This window comes from Streptomyces sp. NPDC001781, assembly GCF_053596035.1.
The window spans coordinates 51,666-75,275 of record NZ_JBSFFI010000031.1; the positions used below are offsets into that span (position 1 = coordinate 51,666).

Here is a 23,610-nt window from a genome sequence, read left to right on the forward strand (position 1 = left end):
GCCGGGCACGTCACTTGTTCAGGTAGGCCCAGAACTCGTCGAACGTCAGCACCTTGTCGCCGTCGATGTCACGGGTCTTGATGATCGCCTCGGCGACCGTCTCGGTGACGTTGAAGTCGCCCTGCTGGGCGAGCGCGGACTTGAACTCGGCCGCGGTGATGAACCCGTCGCCGTCCGCGTCGATCCGCTGGAACTGCTTGCGTGCTTCCTCGATGTCCGCCACCGATCCGCCCCTCTGTGCTCGTACTTCTCATACCGTGTCGGCAAACTGCCGCTGGTCAGATTAACGGCCCCCGCACGCGGCCCGTACCGCGGCCACCCGGACGGGGAGAGCCGGGTGCCGTACGTCGATCACGTCTGCGAGTCCGGGCCCGCCGGCCGACGGCGGCCGGTACGAGCGGAGGAGCGCGGTGGCGGAGACCTTGGCAGAGATGCTCGAGGCGCGGGGCGTCTTCCCGCCCGCGGACGGCCGGCGGCGGTTCAGCGGAAGACGCCGGTGTGGCCGAGTGAGTAGCGTCCGGGCTGCGGGTAGACGGCGAGGCCGTGCGGGCCGCTGCCGACCTTGACACGGGCCAGTTCGGTACCGGTGCGGGTGTCGATGGCGTACACCTCGGAGTTGTAGCGGCCGGAGAGCCACAGCACCTTGCCGTCGGCCGAGACGCCGCCCATGTCGGGGCTGCCGCCACCGGGCAGGCGCCACTTCCTGGTGAGCCGTTTCCGGGTGAGGTCGAACAGGGAGATGGTGCCCTCGCCCCGGTTGGAGACGTACAGCACCCGGGAGTCCCGGCTGACGTACAGTCCGTGGGCGCCCTTGCCGGTGCGGAGCAGCTTCGGCTGGTCGAAGGTGTCGCCGTTCAGGATCCACACGCCGTCGGCCATCATGTCGGCGATGTAGAACAGCTTGCCGTCCGGGGAGATCTTGACGTCCTGGGGCATGGCGCCCTTGTGCGGCAGCTTCTGCTGGGCGATGACCTCCATCCGCGCCGTGTCGACCTTGAGCAGTTCGCCGCTGAACTCGCAGGAGACCACGAAGTACCGGCCGTCGATGGAGAAGTCGGCGTGGTTGACGCCGGAGCAGCTCACCGGAACGGTCTTGACGATCTTCATGGTGTGCGCGTCGCGGAAGACGAGCTGGCGGTCCTTGGAGGCCATGACGACGGCGTACTTGCCGTCGGGTGTGAAGTACAGGTTGTACGGGTCGTGCACGTCGACCGGCTTGCCGGCCTTACCGGTGCGCGGGTCGATGGGGGTCAGGCTGTTGCCGAGGTCGTTGTTGACCCAGAGCGTCTTCAGGTCCCAGGACGGCACCACGTGCTGCGGTTGACGGCCGACCGGGATGGTCTCCAGCACCCGGTAGGTCGCCGGGTCGATGACGGTGACGGTGTTCGAGTTGGTGTTGGGGACGTAGACCCTGGAGGGGAAGTCCTTCACGACGGGCGAGAGCCGGTTGGGTCGGTCCGCAGCGTAGAGATCGTTCACGTCCTGCACCGGGGGCATCCCGGGCAACACGCTCACCTGTTGCTTCTTCAGCTCCGGCTGGACCGCCGGCTTGCTGGCGAGGGCCGCGTCCTCGCGGTGCCGGGTGCCGCTTCCGCACGCGGACAGCAGCGTCAGGGCGACTCCGGCGGCCAAGAGGCGGGCGGCTCGTGTGGGTTGCATCAGCTCAGCAGCTCCGTAGTGGTGACCGCGCGCAGCCGGCGCCGGCCGAGTTCGTGGAGTACGGCGGGGAGGGCGGCGACCGTGTCGGGGTAGCCGAAGTGCAGGCTCACCACCGACCCCGCACGCACCTCGGCCAGGACCTTGCGGGTGATGGCGTCGGCACCGGGACGGGTGTAGTCGAGCGAGTCGACGTCGTAGGAGAGCACGTGCGGATAGCCCGCGGCCCGGGCGAGCCCGGCGACCAGCGGGGAGGCGGTCGGGGAGCGGGAGGGGCGGAACCAGGTTCCGACGGATCCGGTGAGCGCCTTCAGGCGTGCGGCGCAATCGGTGATCTCGCGGCGTGCCTCGGACTCGGCCATGGCGTTGACGGCGACGTGCCGCTGGGTGTGGTTGCCGAGGTCGTGGCCGCCGTCGAGGATGCGGCGGGCGAGGGCGGGGTGTTCGTCCAGCCAGGTGCCGACGGCGAGCACGGTGAGCCGGGCGCCGCGCTGTTCGGCCGTGCTGAGCAAGGACTCGGCGAGGTGGGGGTCGCCCTGGCCGTGAAAGGTGAGGGCGACCCGGGAGCGGTTGCGCGGCCCGTGGGTGATCTGGGCGGGCTGCCCGGCGTAGGCGCGGGGGGCGGGCGCGGTGCGCGCGGTGGCAGCGGGCCGGCCGGACGCGTCGGCGGGTGGGTCGGACGCGGAGGCATCGGCGGCGGGCGGGGTGTCCTGGCCGCTTCCGCATCCGGCGGCGAGCGCACCCCCGGCGACGAGCCCGGCACCCGCGCGCAGCACTTCGCGTCGGTTGGTCGTGGTCACCCGCACCATTTAAGGGGCATAAGGTAAGAAAACTGCCGATTTCCCCACTCTGGGGACATTCGCGGGTCGCGGTGACGGTACGGCTCCCGGGGCGGTCCCTGGTGCTGTGACTGGAGGTGCTGTGACTGGAGGTGCCGTGCCGGACGCCGCGAGCCGGTGAACCTTTCCGGTCACCGCACTAGCGGTCGCCCACGCGCATCTCGAACCAGGTGGTCTTGCCCCGGGGCAGCAGGTCGACGCCCCAGCGGTCCGCGAGTCTGTCGACGAGGAACAGTCCCCGTCCGCTGACGTCCGTCTCCTGCACCGGCATCAGACAGGGCAGCCCCCGCGAGGGGTCGCGCACCTCGACCCGGACCCAGCCTCGCCGGCGGCGCATCCGCAGCCCGAACACCCGGGCACCGGTGTGGCGTACGGCGTTGCCCACGAGTTCGGAGACGAGCAGCACCGCGTCCTCGGTCAGCTTGGGGGTCAGCCCCCAGTGCCGCAGGACGACGATCTGGGCGAGCCTGCGCGCGGTGGCGGCGGACTCGGGACGCGACGGGAGCGGAACCTCCGCCTCCGCGGGATTGCCGAACAACTCCAGTGCTCTGAGCCCTTGTTCGTCCTCGACCGCGGGCGACCAACGCGCCGTGGCAGAACGGCCGTGTCCCCGTGGCTGATCGATGCCATCCAGCCCCGCCATGAACCCATGATGGCCGTCCCGGTGCACCTCCGGGGCCGATCCGAGGGAATACGCCCCCCGTGCGCCCCCGGTCTGCTTCTTGCTCTGCGCATATGCCAGGGGCAGGTAGCGGTCGGCGGCAGCCCGGTCGACCTGCGGCGACGGCTCGTTTCCGGGCAATCGTGCGGCTCCCTCGGCGAGGCAGGCTTAAGGTGCCGTTAAGGCTCCCATAAGCCGGCCCGCCGAGAGACCCGAACCAGACGACGCGTCAGCCGCAAGGGCTGCCAGGGTTTTCCTCAGATCCGCCGAGCCCTTCGCGGACCTCTCAGAGGAACTTGGCCTTCCCCGGCCCCTCCTCCACGAAGCTGCGCATCCCCCGCTCGCGGTCCTCGGTGGCGAACAGCCCCGCGAACCAGTTCCGCTCCACCGTGAGCCCGGTGTCGATGTCGGTCTCCAGACCGGCGTCGACCGCCTCCTTCGCGGCACGCAGCGCGAGCGCCGGTCCCTGGGCGAGCCGGGCGGCCCAGGCGTGCGCCTGCTCGTACACCTCGCCGGCCGGGACGACCCGGTCCACCAGGCCGAGGGCGAGGGCCTCGTCGGCCTTGACCATGCGGCCGGTGAAGATGAGGTCCTTGGCCTTGGAGGGGCCGATCAGCCGGGGCAGCCGCTGGGTGCCGCCCGCGCCCGGGATCAGGCCGAGCAGGATCTCGGGCTGGCCCAGCTTGGCGTTCTCCCCGGCGATCCGGTAGTCCGCGCACAGCGCCAGCTCGCAGCCCCCGCCGAGCGCGTACCCGGTGACGGCTGCGACGACGGGCTTGGGAATGCGGGCGACGGCGGTGAAGGCGTCCTGGAGGCCGCGGGCGCGCAGGACCATCGCGGTGTGGTCCATCGCCTGCATCTCCTTGATGTCCGCGCCCGCCGCGAACACCTTCTCCCCGCCGTAGATCACCACGGCGCGTACGTCCTCGCGGCGCGTGGCCTCCTCGGCGAGTTCCTTCAGCCGGTCCTGCGTGGCGACGTCCAGGGCGTTCATCGGCGGCCGGTCCAGGCGCAGCGTGCCGACGCCTTCGGCGACTTCGAGATTCACGGTCATGCGCAGCAGGTTAACGGCCGCCAGGGACACTCGTTCGGACCAGGCCGGGTCAGGGAGCGGGGTCCGGACGAGAGACCCGGACGCCGACGGGCCCGGTGCCGTTCCCCACAGCACCGGGCCCGTCGCGCGGGACGCCTACTTCTTCCAGTCCGCCCAGCTCATGTTCCAGCCGTTGAGGCCGTTGTCCGGGGCGACCGTGCGGTCGTGGGAGTTCTTCACGACGACCACGTCACCGACCATGGACCTGTTGAAGAACCAGGCCGCGGGGACCCCGCCGTCGTAGCCGCCGCGCACGTCGCGCAGGCCCACGCAGCCGTGGCTGGCGTTGTAGTTGCCGAAGGCGTCGCCGCCCCAGTAGTTGCCGTGGATGAAGGTGCCGGAGTCGGTGAGACGGATGGCGTGCGGCACGTCCTTGATGTCGTACTCGCCGCCGTAGCCGACCGTCTCACCGTTCATCCGGGTCACGGCGAGCTTCTCGGTCATGACCATCTCGCCGTTCCAGGTCTCGTAGCCGGACTTGCCGGTGGTGACCGGGAGGGTCTTGAGGGGCTTGCCGTCCCGCACGACCTTCATGGTGTGCTTCTTGGCGTCGACGTAGGAGATCTGGCTGCGGCCGATGGTGAACCTCACCGTCCTGCGCTGCTTGCCGTAGACCCCGTCGCGGCCCTCGACGCCGTCCAGGTCGAGGTCGACGGTGACCTTGGTGCCGGGCTTCCAGTAGCTCTCCGGACGGAAGTCCAGGCGGTCGTTGCCGAACCAGTGGCCTTCGACGGGCACCGCGGGCTCGGTCCTGATCCGGATCGCCTTCTCGACGGCGGCCGGGTCGGTGATGCCGCGGGTGAAACGCAGCGAGAACGGCATCCCGACGCCGACGGTGGAGCCGTCCTCCGGGGTGAAGGTGCCCATGAACGTGTTCTCGGGCGTCAGCGTGGTGAAGCTGGAGTCCTCGGCGGCCTTGCGCCCCCGCGAGTCCTCGGCGACCGCGTGCACCGTGTACTTGGTGGCGGCGGCCAGGTGACGGGCCGGGGTCCAGGCGGCGCCGCCCTTGGCGAGCGTGCCGTCGACCTCGGTGCCCTTGCCGTCCTTGACGACCACGCTGGTCAGCCGACCCCCGGCGACCTTCACGCGCAGCGCGCCGCTGGTGTCCACGGACTTGGCGCCGGACCGCGGCGCGATGGTGACGGCCGCCGAGGACTGCTTGTCCTGGCCGTCCTTGCTCCTGGCGTTGTCCGACCCGCTGTCCGCGCTCTCACCGCCGCCGCAGGCGGCCAGCGACAGCACGAGCGCCCCCGCCACGAGCGCCAGCCCCTTACGACTCCTGTGCCGAGTTCCTGCCGAAGCCCCCGATATCGGCCGCACGTTCAAGTCGTTCTCCCCTCCCGGACCTGGTCACAGGTCCACACCCCGGCGCGTCCCACGCTCGTCCGGGAATGCTAGCCGCCGGGTTCCGGGCTCGGTGTCCGTCGAATGTCACCGTTCAGTCGCAACTTCAACCAGTCGCCGAGCCACGGAACTTGGCAGCTCACCGGGTCACCGGGGCACGCCGCCCGCCTTCCACTGCTTCCATGCCATGTTCCACCCGCTGAGGCCGTTGTCCGGAGAGACGGTCTTGTCCTTGCTGTGCACGACCTCGATGACGTCCCCGACGAGGCTGCGGTCGAAGAACCAGCCCGCCGGGGTGTCCGCCCCGCCGCCCTTGACGTCCCTCAGCCCCACGCACCCGTGGCTGACGTTGGCCTCGCCGGGCGACTCGGGCGACCAGTAGTTGCCGTGCAGGAAGGTGCCGGAGTCGGTGAGCTTCATGGCGTGCGGCACGTCCGGGATGTCGTACTCCCCGCCGAAGCCGACCGTCTGGCCGTTCATGCGGGTCACCTCCAGCATGTCCATCACCACCATCTTGCCGTTGTACGTGGGCGTCTTGGGGGCACCCGCCGTGATCGGCACGGTGGCCAGGAGCTCGCCGTCCCGGCGCACCTCCATGGTGTGCGCGGCCGCGTCGACCAGGGAGACCTGGCTGCGGCCGACGGTGAAGGCGAGCGTCCTGCGCTGGAGCCCGTACACACCCGGCGCCCCCTCGACGTCGCGCAGGTCGAGGTCGACGGTGACCTCGGTGCCGGGCTTCCAGTAGCGCTCGGGCCGGAAGTCCAGCCGGTTCCTGCCGAACCAGTGGGCGCGGATGTCGACGGCCGGTCTCGCGGTGACGCGTACGGCCTTCTCCACGGCCGCCCGGTCGGTGATGTCCCGGTTGAAGGCGAGGGAGACGATCATCCCGGTGCCGACCGTGGAACGGTTCTCCGGGGTGACGTAGCCGATGAACCGCTGGTCGGGGACGTAGGTGGTGAACGTGGTGTGCCGGGCCGAGCGGCGGCCGTCGCCGTCCACGGCGACCGCGTCCACGGTGTAGCGGGCGGCGAGGGCCAGCTTGTCGTCGTCCGGTTTCCAGGTGCGGCCGTCCCTCGCGATGTGCCCGGCGACGGCGGTGTCCTGGGCGTCCTGGGAGCGGGTCACCGTGACCTTCTCCAGCCGCCCGTCGGGCACCCTCACCCGCAGCCGCTCACCGGGGCGCACCCCCTTGCCGCCGTCGTCCGGGGTCACCCGGATGGCGTCCTCTACGGCCGGGGGTCTGCCCGGCGGGCCGCCGATGCCCAGGGGGCCGGAGCCGTCCGCGGTGCAGCCGGCCGCCCCGGCCAGCAGTCCCGCCCATGAAAGTGCCGTGGCCAGTGCGGCCAGCGCGCGCCGCGCGCGTCCTTGTAGGTGCCTCACGCCGACACAACGACGCGGCACGCTCCGGGGAAACGTGAGTGCGACCCCGCGGATGGGCAGAACAGAGGGAAGGACGACGTGAAGGGGAGCCGCCGCGCCCGCGCCGGAGCCGTCGGGGCGCTGCCGTACCGGTCGGCCGAGCGTGCCCGGGACCCTGGCAGGTCCGCGGGTGCGGTCGGCCGTTCGGCGCGGGCGGCCGTACCCCGGAGGGCCGAGCCACTGAAAGAGGGGCCGACTGGTGACGAGCGCAGCCGAGCAGCGGGCACGGGCCGGGGATCCGGCCGCCCAGAGCGGGACCGCCACTTCCCCGGTGCGCGGTGCCCGGCGCGCCGCGCCGCCCGCCCGGCCGGGGACGCCGACTCCGCTGGGGGCCCGGTTCCGTACCGGCCCGGACGGGGTGGCGGGCACCAACTTCGCGCTGTGGGCGGGCGGAGCGGAGGCGGTGCGGCTGTGCCTGTTCGACGAGCGGGGCCGGGAGACACAGGTCCGGCTCACCGAGCTGACCCACGAGATCTGGCACGGCTTCGTCCCCGGTGTGCTGCCCGGCCGGCGTTACGGCTACCGGGTGGAGGGCCGCTGGGACCCGTGGACCGGCGCCCGCTGGAACCCGGCGAAGCTGCTGCTGGACCCGTACGCACGCGCGGTGGACGGCGAGTTCGCGCTGCCGCCGGAGGTGTACGGGCACGTACGGGACTGGCCGGAGCAGGCCTACGCGGACACCGTGCGGGACGAACGGGACTCGGCGCCCTTCGTGCCCAAGGGCGTGGTGGTCCATGACGACGACGACTGGTCCGACGACCACCGCCCGAAGACGCCGTGGGCGGACTCGGTCATCTACGAGCTGCACGTCAAGGGCTTCACCAAGCTCCACCCCGCGATCCCCGAGGAACTGCGCGGCACCTACGCCGGTCTCGCGCACCCGGCGGCCGTCGGGCACCTGGTGGACCTGGGCGTGACGGCGGTGGAGCTGCTCCCCGTCCACCAGTTCGCGCACGAGGACCATCTGCTGCGCCGGGGCCTGAGGAACTACTGGGGCTACAACTCCATCGGCTACTTCGCCCCGCACGCGGCCTACGCGGCCTCCGGCACCACCGGCCAGCAGGTCGGCGAGTTCAAGCGGATGGTGCGCGCGCTGCACGCGGCCGGCATCGAGGTGATCCTGGACGTGGTCTACAACCACACCGCCGAGGCGGGCGAACTCGGCCCCACACTCTCCCTGAAGGGCATCGACAACCGGGGCTACTACCGCCTCCAGCCCGACGCCCGCCGGTACGCCGACTACACCGGCTGCGGCAACACCCTGCACGTCGTGCAGCCCCAGGTGCTCCGGCTGATCACGGACTCGCTGCGCTACTGGGTGACCGAGATGGGCGTGGACGGCTTCCGCTTCGACCTGGCGGCGGCGCTGGCCCGCTCGATGCACGACGTCGACATGCTGTCGCCCTTTCTCGCCGTCATCGCCCAGGACCCGGTGCTGCGCCGGGTGAAGCTGATCGCCGAACCGTGGGACATCGGCTCGGGCGGCTACCAGGTGGGCGCCTTCCCCCCGCTGTGGACGGAGTGGAACGACCGCTACCGCGACACGGTGCGCGACTTCTGGCGGCACGCGCTGCCCGACGTCCGCGAGATGGGGTACCGGCTGTCCGGCTCCAGCGACCTGTACGCCTGGGGCGGCCGCCGCCCCTACGCCTCGGTCAACTTCGTCACCGCGCACGACGGTTTCACCCTGCGCGACCTCGTCTCCTACCACGGCAAGCACAACGAGGCGAACGGCGAGGACAACCGGGACGGCACCGACGACAACCGCTCGTGGAACTGCGGTACCGAGGGCGAGACGGACGACGAGGACGTACGGGCCCTGCGCAGACGGCAGTTGCGCAACCTGCTGACCACGCTGCTGCTGTCCACCGGGGTGCCGATGCTGGTCGCCGGCGACGAGCTGGGCCGCACCCAGGGCGGCAACAACAACGCCTACTGCCAGGACGGCGAACTGAGCTGGCTGGACTGGTCGCTGCTGGACGACCCTGACTGGCGGCCGCTGTTCGACCTGACCTGCCGGCTGATCGCGCTGCGCCACGCGCACCCGGTGCTGCGCCGCCGCGCCTTCTTCTCCGGCCGCGCGCACTCGGCGGACGGCCTCAGGGACCTGGCCTGGTTCACCGCGCGGGGCGCGGAGATGACCGAGGGCGACTGGTACGCGCCCGCCGCCACGCTTGGCATGTATCTGTCCGGTCGGGACATCCCGGGGCGGGACGAGCGGGGCGCGGCGGTGGTGGACGACAGCTTCCTCACGGTGCTGCACGCCGGGCACGAGCCGACCGCCTTCACCCTTCCGGGGGCACCCTGGGCGGCGGGGTACGAGGTGGTGGTGGACACCTCCCGCGAGGAGCAGTCGGGGGCACCGGGCACGGTCCTGGGCGCGGGGACCGACATCACCGTGCCGGCGCGGACGGTGCTGCTGCTGCGGGTGGTCTGAGGGTGTGCGCGGGGGCGGAAAACTCGGTGGGCGGGACGGGGACCGGTCCGTACTCTGACCACGGTGTCCACCAACTCTCCCCCCGCCCGGCGCCGCTCCGCCGCCCGCACCCTGCTGCGGCTGTGGCCCTACGTACGCCCGGTGCGCGCACGCTGGTTCGCGGCCGCCGCCGTCGCGGTCGTCGCCTCCTGTCTCGGCCTGGTGATCCCGCTCGTCCTGAAGTGGATGGTCGACGGCCCGGTGGCCGCGCGCGATCCCGCCGGGGTGTGGCTGGGCGCGCTGTACCTGCTGCTGATCGGGGTGGCGGAGGCGCTGCTGTTCGGCATACGGCGCTGGCTGGTGGCGCGTCCGCTGGCCGGCGTGGAGGCGGGCATGCGCGCCGACCTCTACCGGCGCCTGCAGCGGCTCCCGGTGGCCTTCCACGACCGCTGGCCCTCCGGCCAGCTGCTGTCGCGGGGCACCGGCGATCTGATGCTGGTGCGGATGTTCCTCGCCTTCCCGCTGACCTTCCTGCTGGTCAACGGCGTGACGATCGTCGTGGGGCTGGGAATCATGCTGGTCCAGGACTGGGTGCTCGGCCTGGTCGTGCTCGGTCCCGCCGTGCCGCTGCTGTGGGTCTGCGTGGTCGTGGAACAGCGGTACGCGCACGCGGCCCGGCAGGCCCAGGACCAGGTCGGCGACCTGACGACGCTGGTCGAGGAGAGCGTGCTCGGCATCCGGGTCGTCAAGGGCTTCGGGCGCCACCGCAGCCAGGCGCGCGCGTTCCGGCGCACGGCGCTGACGCTGCGGGACACGGAGATCCGCAAGGCACGGATCCTGGCGGTCATCTGGTCGGTCATCGTGGCACTGCCCGAGGTGGCCATCGGGGCCGCGCTGGTGCTGGGTGTGCTGCGGGTGGCGGACGGCTCGCTGTCGGCGGGCACGCTGGTCGCGTTCCTCAGCACGGCGCTGGCGCTGCGCTGGCCGGTGGAGTCCATCGGCTTCCTGCTGGCGATGTGCCAGGAGGCGGCGACGGCCACGGAGCGGTACTTCGAGGTGTTGGACGAGTGCCCGGAGGACGACGGGGAGACGCCTGCCCCGGCCGCCCCCGAGCCCGGTGAACGCGGTCTGCGCTTCGAGGGCGTGGGTTTCCGCCACGCCGACGCGGCCCCGGACGCCCGCCCGGTGCTGGACGGAGTCGACCTGCACGTCCGCCCCGGCGAGTCGATGGCGCTGGTCGGCGCGACCGGCAGCGGCAAGACCACGCTGACCTCGCTGGTCCCCCGTCTGCACGACGCCACCTCGGGCCGCATCACCCTCGACGGCGTGGACATCACCGCGCTCCCGCGCGAGGAACTGCGCGCCCGGGTCGCCGTCGCGTTCGAGGAGCCCACCCTGTTCTCCACCAGTGTGGCGGAGAACGTCCTCATGGGCGCCGGTGCGGGTGCGGGCCGCGAGGAGCTGGAGCGGGCGCTCGCGGTGGCGCACGCCGACTTCGCGCACGCGCTGCCCGAGGGCCCCGACACCCGGGTCGGCGAGCAGGGCCTGAGCCTCTCCGGCGGCCAGCGGCAGCGGCTCGCGCTGGCCCGCGCGGTGGCAGGGCGGCCGGAGTTCCTGGTGCTGGACGACCCGCTGTCCGCGCTCGACGTGCACACCGAGGCGGCCGTGGAGGCGGCACTGCGCCGGGTGCTGGCCGACACCACGGCCCTGATCGTGGCCCACCGACCCTCCACCGTGCTGCTGGCCGACCGGGTCGCCCTGCTCTCCGACGGCCGGATCACCGCCGTGGGCACCCATCACGAACTGCTGCGCACCAGCGCGGAGTACGCCCATCTGATGTCCGGCGGCCCGCGCGAGGCTTCCGAGGAACCCGAGGATTCCCGATGACCACCACGACGTCCGACGCCCCCACCACGGACGACGACCTCCCCGGCCCGCAACGGGCCGAGGACTCCGGCGACCCCTTCGACCGCGACGTCCTGCCCACCCCGCCCGGCGCCACCTCGGGCCTGCTGCGTTCGCTGCTCGCCCCGCGCCGGGCCCGCGTCGCGTTCACCGTGCTCCTGGTGCTGCTCCAGCAGGCGGCGGCGCAGACCGGTCCGCTGCTGGTGGCGTACGCCATCGACACCGCCGTGCCCGCCGTGCGCCGGCACGACCACGGGCCGCTGCTCGCGGTGGCGGCGGGGTACGCGCTGTGCGCGCTGGCCTCGGGCGGGCTCCAGTACGCGTTCGTCGAGGCGTCCGCGCGGGTCAACCAGGACGTGCTGCTGGACCTGCGCGGGCGGATCTTCCGGCACGCCCAGGCGCTCAGCGTGGACTTCCACGAGCGCTACACCTCCGGCCGGCTGATCTCCCGCTCCACCACGGACGTGGAGGCGCTGCGCGAGCTCCTGGACGAGGGGCTCCAGGAACTGGTCACGGTGGTGCTGTCCTTCGTCTACATCGCCGCGCTGCTGCTCTGGCTGGACCTGGGTCTCGGCGCGGTCGCGGTCGCCTCCTTCGTGCCGCTGTACCTGCTGGTGCGGCGTTACCAGCGGCGCGCGGAGAAGGTGTTCGCGGCGCGCTCCACGGCCGTCGCCTCGCTGATCGTGAAGTTCGTGGAGACGATGAACGGCATCCGCCCGGTGCGCGCGTTCCGCCGCGAGGCCGCCAACGACGCCGAGTTCGCCACGCTGAACCGGCGGCACGAGCGCAGCAACGGCGACTCGCTGCTGGAGATGGCCCGGTACGTGGTCGGCTCCCGGCTGGTCGCCAACACGGCGGTCGCCGGGATCGTGCTGTGGGGCGCCTACCGGGTGGCCTCCGGCACCCTGGCGCTCGGTGTGCTGGCGGCGGCGGTGCTGTACCTGCGGCGGCTGTACGACCCGATCGACCGGCTGGGGATGTTCCTCAACTCCTACCAGTCGGCGGCCGCCTCGCTGGAGAAGATCGCCGGTCTGCTGGCCCAGGTGCCGTCCGTGCCGGAGCCCGTCGAGTCCCGCGAACTCCCGCCGTTGAAAAACGACTTCCCCGGCCGCGAGGTCGCCTTCGACGGGGTGCGGTTCGCCTACCGCACCGGCGGTGAGGTGCTGCCCCGCTTCGACCTGACGCTGCCGGCGGGGCAGACGGTCGCCGTGGTCGGCTCCACGGGCGCGGGAAAGTCGACGCTGGCCAAACTGCTGGCCCGCTTCTACGACCCGACCGAGGGCGCCGTCCTGCTCGACGGGGTGGACCTGCGCGAGCTGGCGCTGCCGGAACTGCGGCGCGGGGTGGTGATGGTGACCCAGGAGGCGTTCCTGTTCTCCGGCACGGTCGCGGACAACATCGCCATCGGCCGCCCCGAGGCGACCCGGGAGGAGATCGAGCAGGCGGCGAAGGCGATCGGCGCGCACGAGTTCATCAGCGCCCTGCCCGACGGCTACGACACCGACGTACGCAAACGCGGTGGTCGCATCTCCGCAGGTCAGAGGCAACTTGTGGCCTTCGCTCGGGCGCTTCTCGCGGACCCGGCGGTGCTGATCCTGGACGAGGCGACCAGCTCGCTGGACGTACCGGGTGAGCGGGCGGTGCAGCGGGCGATGACGACCGTCCTGCGCGGCCGCACGGCGGTGGTGATCGCGCACCGGCTGTCCACGGTGGAGATCGCGGACCGGGTGCTGGTGATGGAGCACGGCCGGATCGTCGAGGACGGCCGCCCGGACCAGCTGATCGCCGGTTCCGGTAGGTTCTCCGAGCTGCACAAGGCGTGGCGGGACAGTCTGGCCCGGTGACGGCCGGTGGAACGGGGGAAGAATGATCGACACGTACGGAGATCCCGGCATACCTGACACGCGGGGCGGCTGGCGCTACCTGGGGTGGCTGGCGCTGCGTCAGCCGGGGCGTTCGCTGGCCGGCGCGGTGCTGGGCTCGGCGTGGCTGGTGCTGATGGCGGCCCAGCCCTACCTGCTCTCGCGGGCGGTGGACGACGGGCTCGTGCCGGGACGGCTCGGGGTGCTCGCCGCCTGGGCAGGCGCGATGTTCGCGGCCGGGGTGGGGTGCGCGTGGCTGAGCATCATGCGGCACCGCACGATGACGCGGGTGCGGATGGACGCCAACTTCCGCACGGTGAAACTGGTGGTGGAGCACGCGGCCAGGCTGGGTGCCGCGCTGCCGCGCCGGGTGGGGGCCGGTGAGGTCGTCACCGTCGGGGTCGGCGATGTGCAGACCCTCTCGCAGGCGCTGACCGTGATCGGGCCGGGCGTCGGCTCGGTCGTCGTCTACTCGGTGGTGGCCGCCCAGCTCCTGACCATCTCCGGCTCGGTGGCCGCCGTGGTGCTGCTGGGCGTTCCGGTCATCGCGCTGCTCACCGGCCCGCTGACCCGCCGTCTCCAGGGCACCGAGACGGAGTACCGCGAGCGCCAGGGCGTCCTCACCGCCCGCATCGGCGACCTGGCGGGCGGCCTCAGGGTGCTGGGCGGGCTCGGCGGCAAGTCGCTGTTCGCGGAGGCCTTCGCCAGGGACTCCGGGCGGCTGCGGGAGCAGGGCTACCGGGTGGGCGCGGTGACGAGCTGGGTGCAGGCGCTGGGTCTCGGCCTGCCGACGATGTTCCTGGCCGCGGTGACCTGGCTGGCGGCCCGGCTGGCCGCGGAGGGTGCGATCACTGTGGGCGAGCTGGTGTCGGTGTACGGCTACGCGGCCGTGCTGATCGGCCCGGTCGCCTTCTTCGTCGAGATGAACTACGACCTGAACCGCGCGGTGGTGGCCGCCCGCCGGGTGGTGGCCCTGCTCCGGCTGGAGCCCGAACCGGACGACGGCACGCTGCCCGCCCCCGAACGTCCGGCGGAGCTGCACGACCCGGCGTCGGGCGTCCGGGTGGCGCCGGGCCGGCTGACCGCGCTGGTCTCGGCCCGCACCGCCGACACCGCCGCCGTGGTGGACCGGCTCGGCCGGTACGGGCCCACCGAGGCGCTGTGGGGCGGCGTACGCCTGGACTCGGTGCCGCTGGCCGAGGTGCGCGCGCGGGTCCTGGTAGCGGACAACGAGGCGGACCTGTTCGCCGGTCCTCTGCTGGAGACGGTGTCCGCCGGGCGCCCGGCCGGCGAGGCCGCGGTGCGCCGGGCGGTGCGGGCGGCGTGCGCCGAGGACGTCGTACGGGGGCTGCCGGACGGGCTGGACACGGTGGTGTCCGGACAGGGCCGGAGCCTCTCGGGGGGCCAGCGCCAGCGGGTCCGGCTGGCGCGGGCGCTGCTGGCCGACCCCGAGGTGCTGCTCGCCGTGGAGCCGACCTCGGCGCTGGACGCGCACACCGAGTCGGCGGTCGCGCACCGGCTGCGCGAGGCGCGGGAGGGCCGTACGACGGTGGTGACGTCGACCTCGCCGCTGCTGCTGGACGTGGCGGACACGGTGCTGTTCCTGGTCGACGGCAAGGTGGCCGCGAGCGGCCCGCACCGGCTGCTGCTGGACCGCGAGAAGGGCTACCGGGCACTGGTGGCGAGGGACTTGGACGACGGGGAGGTCTCGCGATGACGAAGGACACGGGAGCGCTGCCGGTCGCGGACCGGCGCACGGTACGGCGGGCGGCCGTCCGGCTGGTGCGCGCCGACGGACGGGCCTTCGCGGCCGCGCTGGGCCTGAACGCGCTGGCGGCCGGTGCGGGCATCGTGGGCCCCTGGCTGGTCGGCCGGATCGTGGACGAGGTCCGGGCCGGGCGCGGGGCTGGCGCGGTGGACCGGCTCGCGCTGTGGATCCTGCTGTGCGCGCTGGCCCAGTTGGTACTGGCCCGCTGGGCCCGGTACGTGGCGCACCGGTTCGGGGAGCGGACGCTGGCGCGGGTGCGCGAGACCTTCGTCGAGCGGCTGCTGGGACTGCCCGCGTCGGTGGTCGAGCGGGCCGGCACCGGCGACCTGACGGCGCGCGGCACGGCGGACGTGGCGACGGTCGGCACCACCCTGCGGGACATCGGCCCGGAGCTTCTGGTGTACGCGGTGCAGGCTCTGTTCGTGCTCGGCGCGGTGTTCGTGCTCAGTCCGTGGCTCGGCCTCTTCGGGCTGGTCGGGCTGACCCCGGTGTGGCTGGCGGTGCGCTGGTACCTGCGGCGGGCGAGGGACGCCTACCTGGCCGAGGGCGCGGCGACCTCGGCGGTCGCGGAGATCGTGGCGGCGACGGCGGCGGGCGCCCGGACCGTGGAGGCGTTCCGGCTGGAGGAGGCGCGTACGGCGGCGAGCCGGGAGGCGCTGGAGGACTCCCGCCGCAGCCGGTACCGCACGCTGGGCCTGCGGACCGTGTTCTTCCCGTCCGTCGAGATCTCGTACACGATCCCGGTGGCCGGGGTGCTGCTGGTCGGGGGCTGGCTGCACGGGCGCGGGATGATCGGGCTGGGCGCGGTGGTGGCCGGGGCGCTGTACATGCGGCAGTTCACCGACCCGCTGGACATGGTGCTGATGCGGCTGGAGCAACTCCAGTCCAGTGGTGCCTCGTTCGCCCGCGTGGAGGGCATGGCCGAGGCCCCGGGCACCCCGGTGGAGACCACGCGGGCTCCGGCCGACGACCGGATCGAGGTGCGCGGGGCGCGGTACGCGTACGAGCGGGGGGCCGAGGTGCTGCGCGGGGTGGACCTGACGGTCCGGCCCGGCGAGCGGCTGGCCGTGGTGGGCACGTCCGGCGCGGGCAAGACCACGCTGAGCAGACTGCTGGCCGGCATCGACGCCCCCGCGTCCGGCTCGGTCACGGTGGGCGGGGTCCCGGTCGCGGAGCTGGATCCCGCGCGGCTGCGCCGCCAGGTGGTGCTGGTCACCCAGGAGCACCATGTGTTCCTGGGCTCGGTGCGGGACAACCTGCTGATCGCCGAACCCGGTGCCACGGACGAGGAGTTGTGGCAGGCGCTGGCGGCCGTGGGTGCCGACGGCTGGGTGCGGGAGCTGCCCGGGCGGCTGGACACCGGGCTCGGCCAGGGCGGCCGGGTGACCGACGGCTCCCAGGCGCAGCAGCTCGCGCTGGCCCGCGTGGTGCTGGCCGACCCGCACACCCTGATCCTGGACGAGGCGACCGCCCTGCTCGACCCGGCCACCGCCCGGCACACCGAGCGCGGTCTGGCCGCGGTGCTGGCGGGCCGCACGGTGATCGCCATCGCGCACCGGCTGCACACCGCGCACGACGCGGACCGGGTCGCGGTGATGGAGGACGGCCTGGTCACCGAGCTGGGCACGCACGACGAACTGGTGGCGGCGAACGGCGCGTACGCGGCCCTGTGGCGCACCTGGCACGGGGACGGCGGAACGGCCTGAGAGCCACCCGCACAGGCGCTCCACACTTTCGCGAGAAGGGGAGTCGGCACGGAAGGCACGCCTTCCGTGCCGACTCCCCGACGCGCTTCTGACGACCGGGCGTGGACGGCACATCCAAAGAACACCCGACACTCCGGTATCGGCGGAGTGGACGCGCACCGCTCCCCCGGCCCGGCGGCGACACGGGCACCTCGTACGAATCCATCACCGCGGCGGCGATCCCGGACGACAATCCCGCGACCAGATCGGGCATCGCGCTCTGGGGCAGGGGCCAAAACGCGCCAGGCAACTTGCGCGTGGCCGTGAACTTCACTCACACCCGGTGCGGTGACCCGGTGATCGACCCGGTCGGCCCGCCGGGCACCTCGTACCGGCTGAGGAACTTCGGTTCCCCGGGCTCCGGGGACCACGGGGACGGGACCTGAACCGTCGATGCAGGGGCCGAAACCGCCGGTGGGACCTGGAAATTGAAGGCGCAGGGCCAGGCGGCGCAGGGAAGGGCACCGTCGACGCCTGGAAGGCCGTCCTCCCCCGCACCAGCCTTCCGCCACCCCTGGCGGCCGGTGAACGGGTGCCGTCGGGAGGGTGAACAGCCTTCCGCGCGACCCCGTTCACACGCCCGCAACAACTTCAAGACGAAAGGTTTCGGCCAACATCACCACAGGGTCATGACATGTACGCGTCCCTGGTGCCACGCTCTCCTCACCCGCCGCAGCACAGCGACTTCAGTACGCACCACTCCGGCCAGTGACCCCACGCTGGCCGACGCCCCCACGTCAAGGAGCTACTGTGAGCACCCCCTACACGCGCCGCAAGCGCACCTCGCTCGTCATCGCCACCGCCGTCGCCGCCGGTGCCCTCCTCTCCACGGGTCTGTCCTCCAGCGCGAGCGCCGAGAACAAGACCCTGGCCGGCGCCCCGACGCTGCTGTCGGCCTCGGCCCGCACCACACTGATCCAGCAGGCGCAGTCCGACGCCCCCGAGACCGCCCAGCGCATAGGTCTCGGCGCCAAGGAGAAGCTGGTCGTCAGAGACGTCGTCAAGGACGTCGACGGCACCGTGCACACCCGCTACGAGCGCACCTACGCGGGCCTGCCGGTCCTCGGCGGCGACCTCGTGGTGCACACCGCCAGGTCCGGCAAGGCCGAGGGCGTCACCAAGGCCACCAAGTCGGCCATCAAGGTGGCCTCGCTGAAGCCGCAGATCACCCCGGCCAAGGCGGAGAAGCAGGCCGTCGGCGTCGCCAGGACGCTCGGCTCCGCCAAGACCGAGTCGGACGGCGCCCGCAAGGTCATCTGGGCCGGCTCCGGCAAGCCCGTCCTCGCCTACGAGACGGTCGTCGGCGGCCTCCAGGACGACGGCACCCCGAACCAGCTCCACGTCATCACCGACGCCGCCACCGGCAAGAAGCTCTTCGAGTACCAGGGCGTCGAGAACGCGACCGGCAAGACGCTGTACTCCGGCACGGTCACCCTCAACTCCGTGCAGTCGGGCTCGACGTACCAGCTCACCGACAGCGCCCGGGGCAGCCACAAGACCTACAACCTGGCCCGCAAGACGGCCGGCACGGGCACTCTGGTGTCCAGCACCACCAACGTCTTCGGCACCGGTACCGCCTCCAGCTCCTCCTCCGACCAGACCGCGGCCGCTGACGCCGCCTACGGCGCCGCGGAGACCTGGGACTTCTACAAGAACACCTTCGGCCGCAACGGCATCAAGAACAACGGCGTCGGCGCCTACTCCCGCGTCCACTACGGCAACGCCTACGTGAACGCGTTCTGGGACGACAGCTGCTTCTGCATGACCTACGGCGACGGCTCCGGCAACGTCGACCCGCTGACCTCGCTGGATGTCGCGGGCCACGAGATGAGCCACGGTGTCACCTCCAACACCGCCGGCCTGAACTACTCGGGCGAGTCCGGCGGCCTGAACGAGGCCACCTCGGACATCTTCGGCACGGGCGTGGAGTTCTACGCGGCCAACAGCTCCGACCCCGGTGACTACCTCATCGGAGAGAAGATCGACATCAACGGCGACGGCACCCCGCTGCGCTACATGGACAAGCCCAGCAAGGACGGCGGCTCGGCCGACTACTGGTCCTCCTCGGTGGGTGGCAAGGACGTGCACTACTCGTCCGGCGTCGCCAACCACTTCTTCTACCTGCTGTCGGAGGGCAGCGGTGCGAAGACGATCAACGGGGTCTCGTACAACTCCCCGACGTACAACGGCTCCGCCGTCACCGGCATCGGCCGCGCCAAGGCGCTGCAGATCTGGTACAAGGCGCTCACCACGTACATGACCTCCACCACCAACTACAAGGCGGCCCGCACGGCCACCCTGAACGCGGCCTCCGCGCTCTACGGCGGCACCGCCAGCGCCGAGTACAAGGCGGTGGCGGCTGCCTGGACGGCGGTCAACGTCAACTAGTCATCCGGTAGTCGAGACTGGGCGCCCCCTGGGAAGGTGATCTTCCAGGGGGCGCCCTAGTCTGGTGCCCATGTCCTCGGCGCCCTTCACCTACGAGCCGGTCGGCGCGACCCGCGACGATCTCGCCGTCTGCCCGCCCGGCTTCCACCACCTCTTCTCCCGCACCCGGATCGGCGAGGGTCCCGGCGTCTTCCGGCGGGCCACGGAGGCGGTGCTCACCTGGGAGATGCACCGCGCGATGGGCGTCGGCATGGAGACCACCGCCGAGCGCGCGACCCCCGGCACCGAGGTCACGGTGAACCTCGCGGGCATGATCAAGGCTCCCTGCCGGGTCGTCTGGGCGGCCGACGGGCCCCGCCGCGCGGGCTGGGCCTACGGCACCCTGCCCGGCCATCCCGAGGACGGCGAGGAGGCCTTCGTCGTCGAGCGCACCGGCGACGGCACGGTCTGGCTCACGGTCGCCGCCTACAGCCGCCCCGCCAAGTGGTACGCCCGCACCGCCGGCCCGGTGGCCCGCGCCTTCCAGCACGCCTACGCCCGCAGATGCGGCGCGACCCTGAAGCGCCTGTGCGCGGAGGAGGACGAGGGCTAGGGTCTTTCGTTCGGATCAGGCCGGCCCCCGCGAGCCGGGCATGATCCGAACGAGAGGCCCCAGGGCTTCCGGCGCACCTGGCACACCCGGGCTTCGGGAGGCCTCCCCCGTTGCCGGAGGGTGAACGGCCGGGTCCACCCTCCGACGGAGGGCCTCAGCGCAGCAGCACCCCGGCCGACTCCACCGCCTCCTCCGACGGTGCGGTCACCAGGCCGGTCTCCGCCGTGGAGGCGAGGAGGCGGTGGGCGGGGAGGATGCGGACGGTGTAGCCGAAGGAGCCGGTGCGGTCGAGGAAGAGAGGGCCCTCGTAGAGCCAGCGGCCCTCCAGATCGGGGCTGCCCACCGGCTTCAGCGGGACCGTGCTCGCGTCGGTGATGCGGTCGCCGGAGTCGACCCGGCCGGAGACCACCTGCACCTCCACGTCGTCCGGGGTCAGCTCACCGAGCCCCACCCGCACCCGCAGCCCGACGCTGGAGCCCAGTTCGGCCGTGGCGGTGGGCGCCGTGGTCTCCACGTGGTCCACGCTCACCCCGGGCCAGGCCGACCGGACCCGGGTCTTCCAGCCGGCCAGTTCCCGCGCGGTGTCCGGGGCGAGCGCGCGGTGGGCCTGGGCGGCCGGGGCGTAGAGCCGCTCGACGTACTCACGGACCATCCGGCCGGCCAGCACCTTCGGGCCGAGCAGGGTGAGGGTCTGGCGGACCATCTCGATCCACCGGTCGGGCAGCGAGGCCCGGCCGCGCTCGTAGAAGCGGGCGGTGACCCGGCCCTCCAGCAGCTCGTACAGCGCGGCGGCCTCGATGTCGTCCCGCCGCTCGTGGTCGGTGGCAGCGCCGTCTGCCGTGGGGATGGCCCAGCCGAAGTCGGGCTGGAACCACTCGTCCCACCAGCCGTCCAGCACCGAGAGGTTGAGGCAGCCGTTCAGCGCGGCCTTCATGCCGGAGGTGCCGCACGCCTCCAGCGGACGCAGCGGGTTGTTCAGCCAGATGTCGCAGCCGGGGTAGAGCTTCTGGGCCATTCCCATTCCGTAGTCGGGCAGGAACACGATGCGGTGCCGCACGCGCGGGTCGTCCGCGAACCGCACCAGCTCCTGCACGAGCTTCTTGCCGCCGTCGTCCGCCGGATGCGCCTTGCCCGCCACCACGATCTGCACCGGCCGCTGCGGGTGCAGCAGCAGCTCGGTCAGCCGCTCCTTGTCCCGCAGCATCAGGGTGAGCCGCTTGTACGACGGCACGCGCCGGGCGAAACCGATGGTGAGCACGTCGGGGTCGAGCACCCCGTCGATCCAGCCCAGCTCGGCGTCGGCGGCCCCGCGCTGCCGCCAGGAGGCGCGCAGCCGCGACCGGACCTCCAGTACGAGCTGTTCGCGCAGGGTGCGGCGCAGCTCCCAGATCTCCTGGTCCGGGATCTCCGCGACCGCGTCCCAGCGCTCGGAGCCGCCGACGGTCAGCGCGTCCTCGGCCCGCTGGGCGCCGAGCTGTCGGGAGCCGAGCCGCAGCACCTCGGGGGCAACCCAGGTCGGGGCGTGCACCCCGTTGGTGACCGAGGTGATCGGCACCTCCTCGGCGTCGAACCCCGGCCAGAGCCCGGCGAACATCTGCCGGCTCACCCGTCCGTGCAGCAGGGACACGCCGTTGGCCCGCTGGGCGAGGCGCAGCCCCATCACGGCCATGTTGAACAGGGCCGGCTCGCCGCCCGGGTAGGTCTCGGTGCCCAGCGCCAGCACGCGGCGCGGATCGAGGCCGGACAGCTCGGCGTCGGGCCCGAAGTGCCGGGCGACCAGCTCCCGGTCGAACCGGTCGATCCCGGCGGGCACCGGGGTGTGCGTGGTGAAGACCGTCCCGGCGCGCACCGTCTCCAGCGCCGCGTCGAAGTCCAGTCCCAGCCTGCCCAGTTCGGCGATGCGTTCCAGGCCGAGGAACCCGGCGTGCCCCTCGTTGGTGTGGAAGACCTCGGGCTCGGCGTGCCCGGTGAGCCGGCAGTAGGTGCGTACCGCGCGGACACCTCCTATGCCGAGCAGCATCTCCTGGAGCAGACGGTGCTCGCTGCCGCCGCCGTAGAGCCGGTCGGTGACGCCGCGTTCGGCGGGGTCGTTCTCCTCCACGTCGGAGTCGAGCAGCAGCAGCGGCACCCTGCCGACCTGGGCCACCCAGATCCGGCCGTGCAGGGCCCTGCCGCCGGGCAGCGCGAGGGAGACGCGGGCGGGGGTGCCGTCGTCCTCCTTGAGCTGGACGAGGGGCAGCTCGTTGGGGTCGAGCACGGGGTAGTGCTCCTGCTGCCAGCCGTCGCGGGAGAGGGTCTGGCGGAAGTAGCCGTGCCGGTAGAGCAGCCCGACGCCGATGAGCGGCGCCCCCAGGTCGCTGGCGGCCTTGAGGTGGTCGCCGGCCAGGATGCCGAGGCCGCCCGAGTACTGGGGCAGGGCCGCGGTGATGCCGAACTCGGGCGAGAAGTACGCGACCGCGGCGGGCAGCCCGTCGCCCTGTTGCTGGTACCAGCGGTCGCCGGTCACGTAGTCGTCCAGGTCGTCGGCGACCGCGGTCAGGCGGCGCAGGAAGCGCCGGTCCTGCGCCAGCTCGGCGAGCCGCGCGGGGCTCACCCGGCCCAGCAGGCGCACGGGGTCGCCCTCGGCGGCGGCCCAGTGCTCGGGGTCGACGGACTGGAACAGGTCGCGCGTCTCCGCATGCCAGGACCAGCGCAGGTTGCGCGCCAGGTCGCTGAGCGGCCGGAGGGGTTCGGGGAGAACTGGACGGACGGTGAACCGACGGATCGCCTTCACATTCCACCTCGGACGCGTCGCATGGTGAGACGCACGGCGCTGTACGTCTCGTCGTCATTGTCGACGGTAGTGGTTACCGGGGCGTCACCGAGGACGCATCCGGGTGAAGCGGCCCGGACACGGCACATCCGGTGCACAGGCGAACGGGGCGCGGACGAGGGGCGCGAGGTGCCCAAGTGCCGGGAAGCACCGGGAATTGGCCGAACCCTGCCGTACCGGGGGGAGTCAAGGCACGCCGGGCGGGAATCCGGGAGACGTGAGGCCGGGTCGTACACAGCTGTACGCGCGAGTAGTTAACCGAAATTCCGGATTGCCCACCCGAACCGGGTGGGAAGGCTCCCCCGGTACGACGCACCAGGCACCACAGCACCGCAGCAGGAACCGTCGCCCGCACAACCGGCCCACACCCATGTCGACGCGGACAGGAGCGGTCATGCCCGCCACGCACCACTCGTCAGCACCGGTGACCCCCGGCAAGGCGGCCGGCAGAAAGCCGGCCCGGCCGGCCCACAAGGCGCCACCGCCGGACGCACCCCGGACCGCGCCGTCCGAGCCCCTGGCGGGGCAGCCCGTCACGGGCCGTATCCCGGTCCTGGACGTGCGGCCGGTGGTCCAGGGCGGGCGCAGGCCCGCGAAGGCGGTGCCCGGCGAGGTCTTCGAGGTCTCGGCGACCGTGTTCCGCGAGGGGCACGACGCCGTCGCCGCCGACGTCGTGCTGCGCGACCCGGACGGCCGCCCGGGGCCCTTCACCCCGATGCGCGAGCTCGCCCCCGGCACCGACCGCTGGGGCGCCACCGTGAGCGCGGACCGGCCCGGCGACTGGACCTACTCGGTGGAGGCGTGGTCCGATCCGATCGCCACCTGGCGGCACACCGCCGAGATCAAGATCCCGGCCGGCATCGACACCGAAGCCGTGCTGGAGGAGGGCGCGCGGCTGTACGAGCGCGCGGCCGCCGGGGTCCCGGCCGGGCACCGGGGCACCGTGCTGGACGTGGTCACGGCCCTGCGCGACGAGGACCGCCCGGCCGCCTGGCGGCTGGCCTCGGCCCTGGCTCCGGAGGTCTCCGAGGTCCTGGCCCGCCACCCTCTGCGTGAGCTGGTGACGGCCTCGGACCCCATGCCGCTGCTGGTGGAGCGCGAGCGGGCGCT

Annotated in this window: 16 protein-coding genes; 8 read left to right on the forward strand and 8 right to left on the reverse strand. The window is 72.6% G+C overall.

Annotated elements, in window-relative coordinates:
- Nucleotides 1-10: 10 nt before the first annotated feature.
- The 7 genes from ACWCV3_RS24350 to ACWCV3_RS24380 form a co-directional block, all read right to left on the reverse strand.
- Nucleotides 11-223 carry an EF-hand domain-containing protein gene (locus ACWCV3_RS24350; RefSeq protein ID WP_451227893.1) on the reverse strand — a complete coding sequence of 71 codons (213 nt, stop codon included), beginning with the start codon at nucleotides 221-223 and terminating at the stop codon, nucleotides 11-13.
- 257 nt (nucleotides 224-480) lie between these two features.
- Nucleotides 481-1,659: a YVTN family beta-propeller repeat protein gene (locus ACWCV3_RS24355; protein WP_451227896.1), complete on the reverse strand. Its 1,179-nt coding sequence runs from the start codon at nucleotides 1,657-1,659 to the stop codon at nucleotides 481-483.
- Entirely contained in the window at nucleotides 1,659-2,465 is an 807-nt protein-coding gene (locus tag ACWCV3_RS24360; RefSeq protein ID WP_451227898.1) for a polysaccharide deacetylase family protein, read from the reverse strand. Before ACWCV3_RS24360 ends, ACWCV3_RS24355 begins: the two co-directional genes overlap by 1 nt.
- A 169-nt stretch (nucleotides 2,466-2,634) precedes the next feature.
- Nucleotides 2,635-3,138, reverse strand: coding sequence for an ATP-binding protein (locus ACWCV3_RS24365; RefSeq protein WP_451227901.1), 504 nt, complete (start codon nucleotides 3,136-3,138; stop codon nucleotides 2,635-2,637).
- A 304-nt stretch (nucleotides 3,139-3,442) separates the two neighbouring features.
- Nucleotides 3,443-4,210 carry an enoyl-CoA hydratase/isomerase family protein gene (locus tag ACWCV3_RS24370; protein ID WP_451227904.1) on the reverse strand — a complete coding sequence of 256 codons (768 nt, stop codon included), beginning with the start codon at nucleotides 4,208-4,210 and terminating at the stop codon, nucleotides 3,443-3,445.
- Between the two features lie 135 nt (nucleotides 4,211-4,345).
- The gene (locus tag ACWCV3_RS24375; RefSeq protein WP_451227907.1) at nucleotides 4,346-5,575 is read right to left on the reverse strand and encodes a L,D-transpeptidase; all 1,230 of its coding nucleotides are present in this window, start codon (nucleotides 5,573-5,575) and stop codon (nucleotides 4,346-4,348) included.
- Nucleotides 5,576-5,740: 165 nt separating this feature from the next.
- Nucleotides 5,741-6,973 (reverse strand): Ig-like domain-containing protein, encoded by a 1,233-nt coding sequence (locus ACWCV3_RS24380; RefSeq protein WP_451227909.1) that lies wholly within the window; start codon nucleotides 6,971-6,973, stop codon nucleotides 5,741-5,743.
- Between the two features lie 238 nt (nucleotides 6,974-7,211).
- Here ACWCV3_RS24380 and glgX point away from each other — a divergent pair, with 238 nt between their 5' ends.
- From glgX to ACWCV3_RS24415, 7 genes are all read left to right on the forward strand, one after another.
- Complete coding sequence (glgX, locus tag ACWCV3_RS24385) at nucleotides 7,212-9,449, forward strand: glycogen debranching protein GlgX (protein ID WP_451227912.1); 2,238 nt, start codon at nucleotides 7,212-7,214, stop codon at nucleotides 9,447-9,449.
- A 63-nt stretch (nucleotides 9,450-9,512) separates the two neighbouring features.
- The gene (locus tag ACWCV3_RS24390; protein ID WP_451227915.1) at nucleotides 9,513-11,315 is read left to right on the forward strand and encodes an ABC transporter ATP-binding protein; all 1,803 of its coding nucleotides are present in this window, start codon (nucleotides 9,513-9,515) and stop codon (nucleotides 11,313-11,315) included.
- Nucleotides 11,312-13,177 carry an ABC transporter ATP-binding protein gene (locus ACWCV3_RS24395; RefSeq protein WP_451227918.1) on the forward strand — a complete coding sequence of 622 codons (1,866 nt, stop codon included), beginning with the start codon at nucleotides 11,312-11,314 and terminating at the stop codon, nucleotides 13,175-13,177. The genes ACWCV3_RS24390 and ACWCV3_RS24395 overlap by 4 nt, the downstream gene beginning before the upstream one ends.
- Nucleotides 13,178-13,199: 22 nt before the next feature.
- The gene (locus ACWCV3_RS24400; RefSeq protein ID WP_451227921.1) at nucleotides 13,200-14,912 is read left to right on the forward strand and encodes an ABC transporter transmembrane domain-containing protein; all 1,713 of its coding nucleotides are present in this window, start codon (nucleotides 13,200-13,202) and stop codon (nucleotides 14,910-14,912) included.
- Entirely contained in the window at nucleotides 14,909-16,669 is a 1,761-nt protein-coding gene (locus tag ACWCV3_RS24405) for an ABC transporter ATP-binding protein (RefSeq protein ID WP_451227924.1), read from the forward strand. The genes ACWCV3_RS24400 and ACWCV3_RS24405 overlap by 4 nt, the downstream gene beginning before the upstream one ends.
- A gap of 789 nt (nucleotides 16,670-17,458) precedes the next feature.
- On the forward strand, nucleotides 17,459-19,096 hold the full coding sequence (locus ACWCV3_RS24410; RefSeq protein WP_451227927.1) for a M4 family metallopeptidase: 1,638 nt from the start codon (nucleotides 17,459-17,461) through the stop codon (nucleotides 19,094-19,096).
- Between the two features lie 70 nt (nucleotides 19,097-19,166).
- Nucleotides 19,167-19,688, forward strand: coding sequence for a DUF1990 family protein (locus tag ACWCV3_RS24415; RefSeq protein ID WP_451227929.1), 522 nt, complete (start codon nucleotides 19,167-19,169; stop codon nucleotides 19,686-19,688).
- 154 nt (nucleotides 19,689-19,842) lie between these two features.
- Here ACWCV3_RS24415 and ACWCV3_RS24420 read toward each other — a convergent pair whose 3' ends face one another.
- Complete coding sequence (locus tag ACWCV3_RS24420; RefSeq protein ID WP_451227932.1) at nucleotides 19,843-22,461, reverse strand: glycosyltransferase family 1 protein; 2,619 nt, start codon at nucleotides 22,459-22,461, stop codon at nucleotides 19,843-19,845.
- Between the two features lie 433 nt (nucleotides 22,462-22,894).
- On the opposite strand from ACWCV3_RS24420, the gene ACWCV3_RS24425 reads away from it, so the two are divergent.
- The coding region (locus ACWCV3_RS24425; RefSeq protein WP_451227935.1) for a maltotransferase domain-containing protein at nucleotides 22,895-23,610 on the forward strand (716 nt) is incomplete at its 3' end.

Bases quoted from the DNA above. Each gene is read 5' to 3' on its own strand.
- ACWCV3_RS24355 (WP_451227896.1), bottom strand. From the start codon at position 1,659: ATGCAACCCACACGAGCCGCCCGCCTCTTGGCCGCCGGAGTCGCCCTG.
- ACWCV3_RS24360 (WP_451227898.1), bottom strand. From the start codon at position 2,465: ATGGTGCGGGTGACCACGACCAACCGACGCGAAGTGCTGCGCGCGGGT.
- ACWCV3_RS24365 (WP_451227901.1), bottom strand. From the start codon at position 3,138: ATGGCGGGGCTGGATGGCATCGATCAGCCACGGGGACACGGCCGTTCT.
- ACWCV3_RS24370 (WP_451227904.1), bottom strand. From the start codon at position 4,210: ATGACCGTGAATCTCGAAGTCGCCGAAGGCGTCGGCACGCTGCGCCTG.
- ACWCV3_RS24395 (WP_451227918.1), top strand. From the start codon at position 11,312: ATGACCACCACGACGTCCGACGCCCCCACCACGGACGACGACCTCCCC.
- ACWCV3_RS24400 (WP_451227921.1), top strand. From the start codon at position 13,200: ATGATCGACACGTACGGAGATCCCGGCATACCTGACACGCGGGGCGGC.
- ACWCV3_RS24405 (WP_451227924.1), top strand. From the start codon at position 14,909: ATGACGAAGGACACGGGAGCGCTGCCGGTCGCGGACCGGCGCACGGTA.
- ACWCV3_RS24415 (WP_451227929.1), top strand. From the start codon at position 19,167: ATGTCCTCGGCGCCCTTCACCTACGAGCCGGTCGGCGCGACCCGCGAC.